Annotated in this window: 10 protein-coding genes; all 10 read left to right on the forward strand. The window is 29.9% G+C overall.

The features are described from left to right. The first annotated feature begins 10 nt into the window (after positions 1–10). A complete protein-coding gene (locus tag IPK06_00775) occupies positions 11–1,540 on the forward strand; it encodes an FAD-dependent oxidoreductase (protein MBK7978550.1) in 1,530 nt (509 codons plus the stop codon). Continuing rightward, positions 1,540–2,520 (forward strand): NAD(P)-dependent oxidoreductase, encoded by a 981-nt coding sequence (locus IPK06_00780; GenBank protein ID MBK7978551.1) that lies wholly within the window; start codon positions 1,540–1,542, stop codon positions 2,518–2,520. The genes IPK06_00775 and IPK06_00780 overlap by 1 nt, the downstream gene beginning before the upstream one ends. 32 nt (positions 2,521–2,552) lie before the next feature. Beyond that, positions 2,553–3,743, forward strand: a complete 1,191-nt coding sequence (locus IPK06_00785) for a polysaccharide pyruvyl transferase family protein (protein ID MBK7978552.1) — start codon at positions 2,553–2,555, stop codon at positions 3,741–3,743. Positions 3,744–3,768: 25 nt separating this feature from the next. Next, the gene (gene asnB, locus IPK06_00790) at positions 3,769–5,661 is read left to right on the forward strand and encodes an asparagine synthase (glutamine-hydrolyzing) (protein ID MBK7978553.1); all 1,893 of its coding nucleotides are present in this window, start codon (positions 3,769–3,771) and stop codon (positions 5,659–5,661) included. Positions 5,662–5,843: 182 nt separating this feature from the next. Then, positions 5,844–6,443 carry an acyltransferase gene (locus IPK06_00795; protein ID MBK7978554.1) on the forward strand — a complete coding sequence of 200 codons (600 nt, stop codon included), beginning with the start codon at positions 5,844–5,846 and terminating at the stop codon, positions 6,441–6,443. Positions 6,444–6,469: 26 nt separating this feature from the next. Next, on the forward strand, positions 6,470–8,071 hold the full coding sequence (locus tag IPK06_00800) for a Coenzyme F420 hydrogenase/dehydrogenase, beta subunit C-terminal domain (protein ID MBK7978555.1): 1,602 nt from the start codon (positions 6,470–6,472) through the stop codon (positions 8,069–8,071). Between the two features lie 44 nt (positions 8,072–8,115). Then, a complete protein-coding gene (locus IPK06_00805; protein ID MBK7978556.1) occupies positions 8,116–9,120 on the forward strand; it encodes a flippase-like domain-containing protein in 1,005 nt (334 codons plus the stop codon). Between the two features lie 22 nt (positions 9,121–9,142). After that, positions 9,143–12,064: an immunoglobulin domain-containing protein gene (locus IPK06_00810; GenBank protein ID MBK7978557.1), complete on the forward strand. Its 2,922-nt coding sequence runs from the start codon at positions 9,143–9,145 to the stop codon at positions 12,062–12,064. A gap of 216 nt (positions 12,065–12,280) precedes the next feature. After that, positions 12,281–12,634, forward strand: a complete 354-nt coding sequence (locus IPK06_00815; GenBank protein MBK7978558.1) for a hypothetical protein — start codon at positions 12,281–12,283, stop codon at positions 12,632–12,634. 105 nt (positions 12,635–12,739) lie between these two features. Continuing rightward, positions 12,740–15,514 (forward strand): T9SS type A sorting domain-containing protein, encoded by a 2,775-nt coding sequence (locus IPK06_00820; protein MBK7978559.1) that lies wholly within the window; start codon positions 12,740–12,742, stop codon positions 15,512–15,514. Positions 15,515–15,678: the final 164 nt, after the last annotated feature.

A 15,678-nucleotide genomic window follows, 5' to 3' on the forward strand; every position in this document is an offset into this window, starting at 1 on the left:
TAAATTAAAAATGACTAAAATAATTAGAGATATTAATTCCGCAAGAAAAAATAATTATGACATGATCATAATTGGCGGAGGTTTTTATGGTGTTATGCTTGCCTATGAATCAACTTGCAGAGGATTGAAAACACTATTACTTGAAAAAAATGATTTTGGTTCGGCTACAAGTTTTAATAGTTTACGTATAGTTCATGGTGGATTAAGATATCTGCAATCTTTGGATTTGCATAGATTTAAAGAATCAGTTGGTGAAAGAAAATGGTTTCTTAAAAATTTTCCGAATTTGACTAAACCAATTTCTTGCTTAATGCCTTTGTATAATAAAGGATTACAAAGAAATTCAATAATGTGGGCAGCATTAAATCTAAATGATATTTTATCAATGTCACGAAATAGTGAAGTTGAAGAAAAAAATAGTCTACTAAATGGGAAGGTAATTTCAACAAAGAAAGTAAAAGAAATTTTCCCAATGGTAGATACAAATGAATTAAAAGGCGGCGCAGTTTGGAACGACGGAGCCATAGATGATTCTCAATTGGTAATTTTGGAAATTCTTAAAGCATCTATAAATAATGGTTCTACTGCTTTAAACTATATTGAAGTAAAAAATATTGTTCAAGCTGATAACAAAGTTAAAGGTGTTATTGCTCTTGATAAAGAATCAAATACTGAAATTGAATTTAATTCCCAAATAGTTATAAATTCTACTGGTCCATGGAGCAGAGAATTGGCAAAAACATTCCACAAGGATTTTGAAAGGTTATTTATGTATTCAATCGCATGGAATATTTTATTTGATGTTGATTCGTTGTCCGAGCATGCGCTTGCAATTACACCGCCAAAAGATAATGCAAAAGCTTATTTTTTACGTCCATGGAAAGGGAAACTTTTTGCAGGAACCACACATCAAGCATGGGATGGAATAGAGGAAAATCCAATTCCAAATGAAGATTCAATAAATAGTTTTATTGATGATTTGAATTTATCAATACCTAATTTGAATTTAACAAAAGATAAAATTTTGCAAATATATTCTGGGTTGCTTCCTGCTAAAAAACAAGGAACAAATGAAATTGCAGTTAGAGAAATAATAATTAATCATTTCGAACATGGCGGACCTCAAGGTTTATACAGTTTATCGGGAGTTAAATTAACTACTTCACGACTTGTTGCCGAAAAAGTTTTGAATAAAATTTTCGAAAATAAAAGTATTGGCAAAAGAAAAAATATTAAATTCCAAGCCAAAACAAATGTGGAATACGGAATTTTTGAATGGAATTGGAATTTAGAGAACAAAGAATTAAAAGAAATTATTAAATCAAAAGCTCAAAACGAATCTGTTGTTCATTTGCAAGATTTACTTTTGCGCAGAACAACATTAGGAGATAATCCCATCAATTCTTTAAAGTATGCTGATAAAATTTGTGATATAATCGGATGGGATAAAATTAAGACGATAAAAGAAATTGAGGATTTAGAAAGATATTATTCAAAAAGAGGTTTTACAATTTCTGAAAAAATAGGAGTTTTGGATTAATGAAAGCTTTAGTCACCGGAGCAAATGGATTTACAAGTTCATACATGATAAAAAATTTGTTAAAAAATGGCTACAATGTAAAAGGAACAATTAGAAAGACAAGCAACACCGAGTTGTTGAAGGATTTGGATATTGAATTGGCTTATATTGATTTAGCAGAAGATGAAATTGACGATAATTTGATGAAAGACATTGATGTTGTTTATCATATTGGAGCAGCATATAGAACTGAAGGAGTTCCCCAAAAATATTTTTGGGATGTAAACGTTGAAGGGACAAGAAAACTATTAGTTGCGGCAAAAAAAGCCGGAGTAAAAAAGTTCGTTCATTGCAGTACAGTCGGTGTTCAAGGTGATATAAAGAATCCTCCGGCAAAAGAAACACATCCGGATAATCCCGGTGATTATTATCAAGAATCAAAATTGGATGGAGAAAAGTTAGCTTTGAAATTTTTTAAGGAAGAAGGATTAGCCGGTACAGTTGTTCGTCCTGTTGGCATTTATGGCCCCGGCGATACAAGATTTCTTAAGCTTTTTAAGACAATAAGCAATGGCAAATTTAAAATGATAGGAAGCGGAAATGTATTATATCATCTTACATTTGTTGAGGATTTGGTTGAAGGATTTAGATTAGCCGGAGAAAGCGATAAAGCAAATAACGAAATATTTACAATAGGCGGAAATGGATATTTAACTTTAAATGAGTTAGTAGAAAAAATAGCAAAGATTCTTAACAAACCCATTTCAAAAATAAAAATACCGGTATTTCCGGTTTGGGTTGCCGGTGCTTTGTGTGAGTTTGTCTGTAAACCATTTGGAATTTCACCTCCTATATTTAGAAGAAGAATAGATTTTTTTGTTAAAGATAGAGCTTTCGATATTACAAAAGCGCGCACAATATTGAATTACAATCCTAAAGTTACTTTAGAAGAAGGATTATCAAGAACAGCAATTTGGTACAAAGAAAAAAAGTTGATTTAAAGTTTTTTGAAATAAAAGGAGCAAAATAAATAATGAAAAGAATTACGGTTTTAGGAAATTTTTCCGGAAGAAATGCTGGCGATAATGCAATATTGGGTAATTTGCTAGATGATATTACTGAAAAATATTCCGACATTAAATTTTTAATTCCAACGTGGAGTGTTGATTTTGTAAATAAACATTTTGGTCATCATAATATTGAGGCAATGGGATTAAAACCATGGAATATGGCATTCAAAATATTTGGTTATCCAACTTATAAATCAATGATTGATACGGATCTAGTTTTAATAACAGATAATATATTATTTGATAGAAAATATTTTAATCCACTTTTCAATTATTTATCTACAATAGCCTTATTCGCTCCGGCTGCTAAAAAGAAAAATATTCCTATACTTCCATATAATGCAAGTTTAGGTCCAATCACAACGGATCGCGGTAGAGCCGCAATGCAGAAAATTTTAGATGCTAGTCCATATTTAAGTGTTCGCGATCAGCAATCAAAAGATATGCTTGACAATAATAAGCTGAAATATACAAAGATAATTGATGGTGCTGATTGCGCAATAAATACAAAGAATATCGATGAGCGCAAAATTAATGAAATAGCTCAAAAAGAGGGATTATTTAAGAATCCAAATGGAACATTGAGTTTTAATATAAACGCGTACATAGATTCATGGCAAAAAATAATGCATGGAGGTGAAGAATTTGGAAGAGAAAAATTCGTCGAACTAATTGCAAAAACACTTGATTCAATAATAGAAGAAATGAAGTTAGATATTATGTTTACAGTTACTCAAGTAATGGATATAACAATTGTAAACGAGGTATTAGCAAAAGTTAAAAACAGAAATAAGATTACAATTATTGCAAATGCAAAATATACATATCAAGAAATTACAAGTTTGTTAAGCAAATGCGGATTGCACATTGGAATGAGAACTCATTCTTTAATTCTTTCTTCTGCAGCATTAACGCCAATGATAACGATTAATGCTTATCCAAAATCCGGCGGATATGTAAAAACAATTGGGCAAGGTGATTGGATAATAAACTTTGAAGACATGAATTATGAAAATTTAATGAAAATTATTAAAGATGGTTGGAGCAAACGTCTTGATACAAAAGAGAAAATGATACCATTAGTTAGGAGAGAACAAAATAAAGCCAAAGATGTAGTTAATTTAGTAGGTGAATTATTAGGTCTTAAGAAATAATTTATTAAATCGATATAGGAAAAATATGTGCGGAATTTGTGGTAAAATTTACCATGATTTTAACAGATCAGTTGAAGAGCCGATCATCAATGATATGATGGATTCGATAGTCCATCGCGGACCTGATGACGAAGGAAAATATCTAAACAAAAATGTCGGACTTGGTTTTAGAAGATTAAGTATAATTGATTTAAGTCTTGGTCATCAACCAATGACAAATGAAGATGGAACTGTTTGGTTGGTTTTCAATGGCGAAATTTATAATCATCAGGAACTTAGAGAAATTCTACTAAATAAAGGCCATATTTATAAAACAAAAACAGATTCCGAAACCATAATCCATTTATATGAAGAATTTGGAGTAAATTGTGTCGATCATTTAAGAGGAATGTTTGCATTTGCAATTTGGGATAATAATAAAAAACAACTTTTTATTGCTAGGGATAGATTAGGCGAGAAACCTTTATTCTATCATTTTGATAATCAGAAATTTCTTTTCGGCTCTGAAGTTAAAACAATATTGCAAGAAAAAAATATTGAAAGAAGTATAAATTTTGAGGCTATGGATTGTTATTTGTCATTAAGATTTATACCCGCACCGAACACAATGTTTAACGAAATTAAAAAACTTCCTGCCGGACATTTTTTATTAGTGAAAGACGGAAAGTTAGAAATAAAGCAATATTGGAAACCTTCTTATATCGAAAAATATAAAGGTACAAAACAACAAGCCATAGAAGAACTTGATAATATGATGGCTGAAGTTGTTAAAATGAGATTAATGAGCGATGTTCCCTTGGGGGCATTTTTAAGCGGTGGAATTGATTCAAGTCTTATTGCCAGTTTAATTAGTTTGAAATCTGAAAGCAAGCCCAATACCTTTTCAATTGGTGTTGTTGATGATGATTATAATGAACTTCCATATGCAAAGGCTGTTGCGGAAAAATATAATACAACTCACAGAGAATTTTTAATCAAACCGGTAATTCTTGATATTTTACCTAAAGTAATTGATATGATGGATGAACCAACGGATCCATTCGCAATTAGCGTTTATAATATATCACAAGTAACACGCCAGCATGTTACCGTTGCTCTTGGCGGAGATGGAGGTGATGAACTTTTTGGTGGATACGACAGATATCATGGTAATAAATTTGTGAGTTACTTACATAATATTCCAGAGATAATTAGAAAAACAAGTTTAGAGACTTTAATTAAAATTTTCCCCGAAGATTTTTCAAAAAAAAGTTTATCACAAAAGCTGCGTTGGCTAAATCATATGTCATCATTTGATGATGATAGAAGATATTTTGAAAGTATGTCTTTTTTTAGATTTTTAGATAAAAACAAAAATGAATTGTATTCTTCAGATTTACAATCCAAACTAAATGGAGATCATCCATCAAAATATATTGGCAATTATTTTAATGACGATGTAACCAATAATTATTTGGATGCAATGATGTACACTGACTTAATGAGCAGGCTACCTGATTATACTCTTCAAATTCTTGATAGAATGACAATGGCACATAGTTTGGAAGGAAGGTCACCATACTTGGATCATAAATTGGTAGAATTTGCCGCAACATTACCTCCGGAATGGAAAGTTTCAAACGGAAAGTTAAAAGCAATTTTACGTGAATATTCAAAAAAATATTTACCTCCTGTTTTGTTAACACGTGAGAAACAAGGTTTTGGATTTCCTCTCAATCGTTGGCTTAAAAATGATTTGAAAGAAATGATAAATGATGTTTTTTCTTCTTCAAAATTAATATCAGATGGTTATTTTAATAGAAATTATGTTAATAAAATTAAAGATGAACATCAAAAAGGAATTGTTGATCATCAAATGAGAATTTGGGGATTATTGAATATGGAATTGTGGTACAACTCATTTATTACTAATAAATAAACAGAATAATATTTATGGAACATGTAAATATTAATTACGAAAAAAATGAAAATAATGATTCATTAACTTTTCATGAATTTAGTAAAAATAATATTTCACCTCTGAAAAAATATCAGGATTTAATAATTGGTAATAGAAAATTATCCAATTTAATTAAGTATGAAATTATTACTTTCTTTTTGATGAATTTACCTTCACTTCCGGGTTTGTTCCTTAGACAAAAATTTTATAAAATTTTATTTAACAAAATTGGGCGTGGTTCAACTATAGGTATTGGTGTTTCTTTACGGCAGCCGGGAAAAATTAGTTTAGGCAAAGGTGTAATTGTTGACGATTTAGCTTTGCTAAGTATAAGAGGCGACGAATCAAATATTCAATTGAATGATAATGTTTTTATTGGAAGAAAATCAGAATTGAATGTAAGAAACGGATGTATAATTATTAATTCTAACTCCAGTATTGGCACAAATTGTAGGATCGCGACAACAGAAGGAAAAGTAACAATTGGCGAATATGTTTTTATCGCTGCTAATTGTTATTTAGGCGGTGGAAATCACAAGACTGACAGAACTGATATCCCCATAGCGCATCAAGGCTTTGAGAGCAAAGGCGGTGTTACAGTAGAAGATGATGTTTGGCTTGGTGCAAATTGTATTGTTTCTGATGGTGTAAAAATTGGTAAAGGCTCAATTATAGGGGCATGTTCATATGTGAATAAAGATATACCGCCATATTCAATTGCTTTTGGCATTCCAGCTAAAGTTGTAAAAAACCGTAAATAATCAGTAAACGATTGAAAGATCAGATAATGAACAATATATTTAATTTAAAATCAGATTATGCAAATGACTTAAATAAAAATAATTTAAGTAACATTATAAATATTTTTAAAAAGAATAAAATTTCTTTATCAAATAAAAGTTACGTTATAACAGAAAGTGAAAGTTATAAATGGAGAATTATAGATAATGAAAATAAGTTAGATTTCATCCTTAATTTAGATAATGACATAATTAGTATTAGTAGGAATATACACATTGTTACGGAAATTGTAGATAAAGATCTCTGTGTCAGATGCGGTGCATGTGATCCGGCTTGTCCTGCAAACATAATTAAGTTTGATGATCAAGCATTTCCATATATTACAAAAGAAGAAGATTGTATTTCAAATTGCGTTAGATGTATTAAGGTATGTCCCGGTAAAGTCGTTGATTTCAATACTTGGGATGATGAAATGTTTGGAATGAGACCTCATCCTGAATCAATAACAGGAATTGTAAGAAAATCAATGGTAGGTTATTCTGTTAACGAAGATATTAGAGAAAAAGGAGCAAGCGGTGGAATAGTTACACAATTACTTACTTACATGCTGGATAAAAAAATTATTGATGGTGCTTTGGTTTTAAGCAGTGGTGTGGATGAAAATGGTTATCATCTAAAACCTATGATTGCCAGGACAAAAGAAGATTTAAGAAAAGCAGCACGATCAAAATATTTATTAATTCCGCATCTTGAACAAATAAGAGAAATTGAAAATGTTGAGGGTAATTATGCAATTGTTGCTTTGCCTTGCCATATTCATGCTATCAAAAAATATCAAAAAGTAAGTAAAAAGCTAAGAGAGCGATTAAAATTTATTATAGGTTTATATTGCAATGTGGCATACGAACCATATTTATTAGATGATTTAATTGAACTAAGCGGTTATAAAAAATCAGATATAATCAACGCAGAATTTAGAGCCGGAGAATGGCCTGGTTATATTGAATTGACACTAAGAAGCGGTGAGGTTGTAAGGCCATTTAAATTTGAGGAAATAAAAGATGCAATAAACAGCTTAAAACTTTTTTACACTGCGGGAAGATGTAATTTATGTATTGATTTTTCCGCTGAATATGCGGACATATCAGTTGGTGATCCCTGGCTAAGAGGAAAAGACGGTAATTATTTATATAAAGAAGGCTGGACAACCATTTTAACAAGAACAGAAATTGGTGATGAAATGATTGATAATGCTGTTAATGATGGTTATATAAAAGTTGTTGATCTTCCACTTAAAACTTATATGATGAATTTTGAAAAAAATGCAATTTATAAAAGAAATTTTGTTCCAAAGAATATTAATTTACGAAATGCATTTAATATTCCTTCGCCCGAATATTCAAGACCTTTCAAAAAATTCAAAAAATCATCTTACCTAGTTGCATCAGTTAAAATTATTTTACTTTATTTTTCAAGAAAAAGTAAAAAACTAAGATTTTTAGGGGTTAAATTTTTCCAAACAGGCTTTGCAATGAAAGTATTTGCTTGGAATAGAGATAGAAAAAAACAAGATTTTTCATCGGACTATAGTAGAATGGAGAAGTTTGTTAATCATGTTGGTGAAAAATTTATCGATAAATTAAAATAATTGTCTTTATTTAAGTGGCTTAATAATCTTAATTTTATTTAAACTTGAAAAATAAATTCTTATCTAATTTTATTAAAATAACTTTTACTGTTGCATTAGCTATTTATGCATTTTATAAATCAGGCCTTTTTGATGCTGATGGACAGGAAAAATTTCTGGGACTATTATCAAATGTTAGGGTAGGTTATTTAATTTTTTCAATTTTATTGGCTTTTTTTCTAAATCTGTCAAGTGCAATAAAATGGAATATGCTTTTAAATTCACGAGGTGTTTTTGTAAAATTATGGCGTATTTATGCGTTTTATAGCATTGGAAAATTTTTTAATTTAATTTTACCAACTAGTCTTGGCGGAGATGTTGTTAGAATTTATCAATTAGGACAATATACTGGTAAAAAACATACAGCTGCGGCTTCAGTTATTGTTGAAAGATTTTCAGGATTGATAGTATTGATGATTATGGCTGTTATTGCGGTTATTATTAATATTAATGTTTTTAATCAATTGTGGTTATCAATTGCATTATTGTCAGGTTCCATATTTTTAGGTATAATTGTTTGGATAATTTTTTCCCAATCGGTTTTTGATTTCTTTTATAATATTATTGGCAGAAAAATAAAGATTGTTGGTAAAATTTTTAATAAAATTCAAAAAATACGCCAGATGATTATTGAATTTAAATCAGATAAGAAAGCTATGGTTTGGGCTTTAATAAATTCATTGATATTTCAGTTATTGGCGGTTGTTAACGTTTGGATTTCTGCAAAAGCTTTTAATGATGAGTTGAGCTTTATTACAAGTTTGATTGCCGTACCCGTAATATTGTTTATAATGAATATTCCATTTTCGATTGGCGGAATTGGATTAATGGAATTTGGTTATGTTTTTACACTACCGCTTTTTGGTATTTCAACAGCATTGTCAATTTCAACAGCATTGTTAATAAGATTTAAAAGTATTTTAGATGCTTTAATTGGTGGAATATTTTACTTGTTCTTAAAGAATAACAAGTCAATTGTAGATGAAATTTCTAAAGAACAAATAACTTAAATTTTTTTTCGGATATTTTTTAATGAAATCCCTTTTTAATATCATCCTATTTTTTATTTTAGCCAATATATCATTTGCGCAATCAATTAAGTTAATTTCTCCTAATGGAAATGAAAAATTAATTGAAGGACAAAGATACGGCATTACTTGGAATTCCGAAAAAATAGAAAAAGTTAATATTTATTATTCAACTAATTTAAATGCGCAATGGATAAAAATTGCTGAAAATATAAATGCAGAATTAGGTCATTTCAGTTGGAAAGTTCCATATTTATCTTCCAAACAAATAAAAATAAAAGTATCTGATTATAACAACCAAAATGTAAATGCAAGTTCTGATAATTATATCGAATTAAGTAATGAAGGAAAGTACTCATTCCTTAAAAAATCAACCGGCGAACCAATAAAAATTCTTCCTTTAGGCAATTCAATTACTTTTGATAATAGAAAAAATGATACTAGAGCTGTTGAGGACAAAATTGGTTATAGATATCCGCTCTATCTTTTACTTAAAGATGCAGGCTATAATTTTGAATTTATTGGTAGTGAACATGCCGGAAGCAATTATTTCCCAGAAGAAGGATTTGATGCAAATGCCGGATTTCCGGGAATTTATGACAATGAGCTTAATAATCTTTTAGCGACAGGAATAGTTCATCTTTCATTAAATGGCAGATTAGACACTTTAACTGAAGGTCCGTATTTAGATACTTATTCACCTGATATTATTTTACTGCATATTGGGACAAATGGAAACGATGTTGCCGGTGGAACAAGCGCTGTTGATATTGAAAATATTTTAGATAAAATTGATGATTATGAATCTTCTAGCGGAAAAAGCGTAAAAGTATTTCTTGCAAGGATCATTGATAGAGTCCCAAATCAAACTTATGTAACTACCTTAAATAATAATATTCAGACAATGGCATTAGATCGTATAAATAATCCTTTGAATGATGCTTATCCGGATAATATTACAATTGTAAATATGCAAAGTATTTCGGGATTTGATTACACAATTAGTCCCGACCCAAATGGCAGTCCCGGTGATATGAATGACTTATTACACCCGAACGATAAAGGTTATGTAAAAATTGCGAATACTTGGTTTAATGCGATTAAAGGATATTTAGGAGATCCAATAAAAATTACAAAACAGCCGCAAACAGTTGCTGCAATTGAAGGGAATAGCGTTCAGTTTAAAGTTATAATTGAAGGATCACAACCGATTTCCTATCAATGGAAAAAAAATGGTTTAGACATAAATGGAGAAACAAACTCGACTTTGATTATTGATAATATTCAGCACTCTGAAAGTGGTAATTACTATTCATGTCTTATTTCAAATAATGCAGGTTCCGTAGAAACTGATAAAGCAAAATTATATGTTACGGAAAGTAATAAGCGAGTTACATATGGAGAAATTTTACATTATGATTTTAATGAAAGCTCCGGTATAAAAATTCATGATGTGGCTATTCCAAATGATTCTCTTAACCTAATTATAAATAATAATAGCAGTATTTTATGGCAGCCAAAGAATATTGATAATTATGGTCACTCAGAAATTAACACTCCGAATTCTGCAACCAAATTATTTGATTCATTGGTAAGTGCTGATGAAATGACTCTTGAAATTTGGCTGCATGCTAAAAATAATATCGCACAAAATTTATCAAGAATTGTATCTTTTTCTGAAAATAAAAATGATCTTAATTTTTCATTGATTCAAAATCAATATCAGTATGAATTCAAATTAAGAACAAGTCAAACAAATAATGAAGGACTTTCACTTCTTTCAAACAGTTTACAATCAAGTTTAGATAAAATCACTCATCTTGTATTTACTTTTGATAATAATGATACCGTTAAATTATTCATTAACGGCAATCTTATTTCAAAAACAAAAATTGAAGGAGATTTTTCCAATTGGAATTCTGAATATAAATTTGCTATTGCCAATGAACTTAATGAAGATTTACCTTGGTTAGGATCTTATTTTCTTTTATCAATTTATAATCGTGCACTTAGTGGCACGGAAATATATCATAACTACACTTTAGGAGTTGATAATATTAATAAAAATATTATTGCGCCTACAAACTTGGCCGGCTCTTTGATTTCCGGCAATAAAATTGTATTAAATTGGATTGATAATTCAAACATTGAAGACGGTTATATTGTAAGAAGAAAAAGAAATAATTCATTATTTGAAATTGTAAGTACACTTGGAGCGAGCCAACAGACATATATTGATAATTCAATAACTGATGGTCAAAATTACGTATACACAGTAAGCGCATTTAATTCTTTAGGAGAAAGTTTAAATTCTAACCTCAAATCACTTTCAACAGAGTTGATTGGTCCAACAGAGTTGACAGGTTTCATTAATGAAAGCAATGCCGTTGAGTTAAATTGGGTAGATAATACCGAAAATGAATTAGGTTATATTATTGAAGCTAAAGCAAATCACCCAGATTCATTATTTCATGTTATTGATACTGTTGGCATTAACACAATTAAATATATTGATGACGCTACTAAAAATTTTTCTCCATATATCTATAGAGTTATGGGTTATTCAGAAGTTTCATTTTCAAATTATTCAAATGAATTACAAATTAATGTAGTTGGAATAAATCTTTACGAAGCTGAAATACCAATTGAATTTGAATTAAAACAAAATTATCCCAATCCTTTTAATCCTTCGACTACAATAGAATTTTCTATTCCACAAACATCTCATACTAAATTATTTTTAACAAATATTCTTGGTGAAAAAGTACTCGATTTACTTGATGAAGAAAAAAAGACCGGTAAGTATAGCATCCTTTTAAAAGGACAAGGTTTAAGTTCGGGTATTTACTTTTATATTTTAGAAGCCGAAGGTTTGGAATCACCAAAGCATTTTAAATCTGCAAGAAAAATGATTTTGTTAAATTAATTATCACTTCTTCGTAAAATTCTAATCTCTATAACAATAGCCCAAATTCATTTAATTTTAATTTAGAATTTACGATTATAAACTTATAATGAATTATTTTGAGAAAATTCTCAAATTAACACATTATTTTATTAAATTTGTGTTAATATAACTTAAATTATAATTTGGAATAATATTTGCAATAAATAATATATAAATTCTTTAGGAGAGAAGTAAATGAAAAAACTTACAATATTGTTGTTCTTTTTTACAGTTTTTATTGGGAAATCCTTAGCACAAGTTGAATTGCTGTCAAATGGAACCTTCGACGCAGATAATAGTTGGCAAAAATCAAATGCAGGTGCTACAATATTGAATGGGCAAGTCACACTTGATGCATTAGTTTGGAGTAATCCCTATATTTTCCAAAATTTGATCGAAGGGTCACAAACTGGAAAATCGTTAATACTATCGTATAAAGTTATTGAAGATAATATAGGCTCGGATAAATTTGTAATTTATGGTGTAAATGGATTTCAAACTTCTATAGTAAATTCATATGTAGAATTAGATCATTGTTGGAATGCATAATTTGAAATTTTTCAGATGCAGATCCAGGAAGTCAATTAATTTTAGAATTTAGGCAGTACCGGTTCTTTAGTTTTAGATAATATTTCTTTAATTGATAATAGTCCATTGCCAAATGAAAGAGTTTCTGAAAATTTACAGGTTTTATACAACTTCAAAGATGGCACAGGATCCACCGTTACCGATGTTTCCGGCGTTGGTACACCATTAAATCTTTCAATAAATAATGTGAATAGTGTGGTTTGGACACCAGATGGTCTTAATGTTAATAATGAAGTAAGAATTAAATCTAATAATACCGCTACAAAAATTTACAATGCTTGCACAGCTTCAAATGAAATAACTTTTGAAGCTTGGATTTTGCCTACTGATATGACACAAAGAAATGTATACGCAAGAATAATGACATTATCAAATAACGACAGTCACCAGAGAAATTTGGGTATTATTCAGTATGGGGCAGATTATTATTCACAATTAAGAACCACTTCAACGGATTTGAATGGTTCACCGGCATCTGTTAGTTCAGCTAACATTAGAAAATTGACTCATATTGTATATACCAGAAACTCAAGCGGAAATGTTGGGATTTATGTTGATGGAACTAGAGTTGTAAATGAAACAATAAGTGGTAATTTCTCAAATTGGGATAATGCCTACTATTTATATCTTGCTAGTGAAGTCGCAAATGGATTTTATTGGGAAGGCACATATTATTTAGTTGCAATTTATAGTAAAGCATTTAATCAAAGTGAAGTTTTACAAAATTATAATTTTGGTGTTGAGTCAGATAATTTACCATTATTTATTAAAAATCCAGTTGGCGGACAAAATTTAAATGTCGGACAAACAGCGACATTTACCGCTAAAGCTATTGGAACAGCACCTTTGACATATCAATGGACAAAAAATAATAGTAATATTTCCGGGGCAACAAATTCTACTTATACAACACCTTCTGTTTCCTTGGCTGATAACGGAGCAGTTTATAGATGTGTTGCAACAAGCGCAGATGGTTCAGCTACAAGTTCACCAGCTACAATTACAGTTTCTGCACCCGACTCAAGAATTACAACAGATGTTATTGCATTATATACTTTTAGAGAAGGTTCTGGTAATACCGTAAATGATGTATCCGGTGTTGGTACTCCAGTTAATTTAATAATTAATACACCTAATTCAGTTGAATGGACTACTAATGGTTTGCAAATAAACAGTGAAGCAAATATTCTTTCACAGTCTGCAGCAACAAAATTACAGTCAATGTGTGCGTCAACAGATAGATTAACTATTGAAGCTTGGATTAAACCGGCAAATATCACCCAAACAGGGTCAGCAAGAATAGTAACTTACTCGATTGATCAATCGAACAGAAACTTTTTAATAGGTCAAGATGGCGATGATTTTGAAGGAATTGTTCGTTCAAATACATCTTCAAGTAATACAACTGCATCTACTGATGGTTCCGCAACAACTGATTTAACACATGTTGTTATTGAATTTAGAACAGATCAAACATTAATTTTGTTCGTTAATGGTGTTGAAAAATCCAGAAAATCATGTACTGGAGATTTTTCAACTTGGAATACATCTTATAGATTGGCAATTGCAAATGAAGTTTTAGATTCAAAACCATGGTTGGGAACATTTAACTATCTTGCAATTTTTAATAGAAGTTTAACCTCTGAAGAAATTTTGCATAATTATAATATGGGACCTTACGGACTTGAAAATATTAATTCTCCTACGGAATTAGTTGTTTCTACAAGTGAAGTTGGTAAAGTTAATGTTAGTTGGACAGACAACTCAACCAATGAAGATGGTTACCAAATAGAAAGAACGCTTGCCAGTCCGATTAATTGGCAGTTATTAACTATAGTCGATCAGAATCAGAATACTTTTTTAGATGAAACAGTAGGCGAAGGAAAAAATTATATCTATAGAGTTAGAGCAGCTAATGAATTTGCGGGATTATTTTCAGATTATAGTAATGAAGCTTCTGTTGTAACATTATTAAATAAACCTGTTAACTTACTAGGTAAAGCAGATGAAGTTGGTGTTATTTCTTTAATTTGGGAAGATAAATCTTCAAACGAAGACGGTTATATTATTGAAAGAGGAACTGGCGATCCTATAGTATATTCAATATTAGCAACTACAAATGCCAATGCAGCTTCTTATAACGACAACACTGTTCAGGAAGGTGTTATTTATTCGTATAAAATTAAAGCATTTAATAGTTTGTTGGAATCAGGATATAGCAATTCTATTATGCTGAGAAGTAAAGCTTCATTTGTCTTAGCTCCATCAGGCTTAAAAGCGCAATTAGATCCTGTTTTTGGTGTTCCTGTTTTAACATGGACTGACAATGCATTTAATGAATTAGGCTTTGTTATTGAAAGAAGATCTTCAAACGTAGGTTCTGTATTTTCAATTATTGATACTGTTGATATGGATGTAAATACATATTTAGACGAGAAAGTCTTAGACAGCACTTCTTATATTTATAGAATTTATGCTTTTAATGAAGAATATTTATCAGAATATAGTAATACCGAATTTATTGATGTATGGACAGACATTAATTCGCAAAAAGAAATACCTGATGAATTTGGATTATTGCAAAATTACCCTAATCCATTTAATCCAACCACGAATATAGCTTTTAATTTACCTAAAAGTTCAAAGGTAAGATTGAAGATATATAACCTTATTGGACAAGAAATCATGACCTTAACAGATAAAAATTATTCAGCGGGAGTTTTTAATATTACATTTGATGCAAAAAACCTGACTGCAGGTATCTACATTTATTCAATAAATGCTGAAAGCGAAGATGGACAGAAATTTGTTCAAAGTAAAAAATTAGTTTTATTGAAATAAAAAATTATAAATTTTCAATGATTTTTATTTAAGATCCATACTGTAAAAAATGCTCAACTTTGTTGAGCATTTTGTGTATAGGGAAGGAGAATGTATAAATAATATGTTAAAATATATAATAAAGAATAGAAACATGAGGTGGGTCACAAATTGTTTTAACAAAT

It is taken from the genome of Ignavibacteriota bacterium, from assembly GCA_016713565.1.
Taxonomy (GTDB): Bacteria; Bacteroidota; Ignavibacteria; order Ignavibacteriales; family Melioribacteraceae.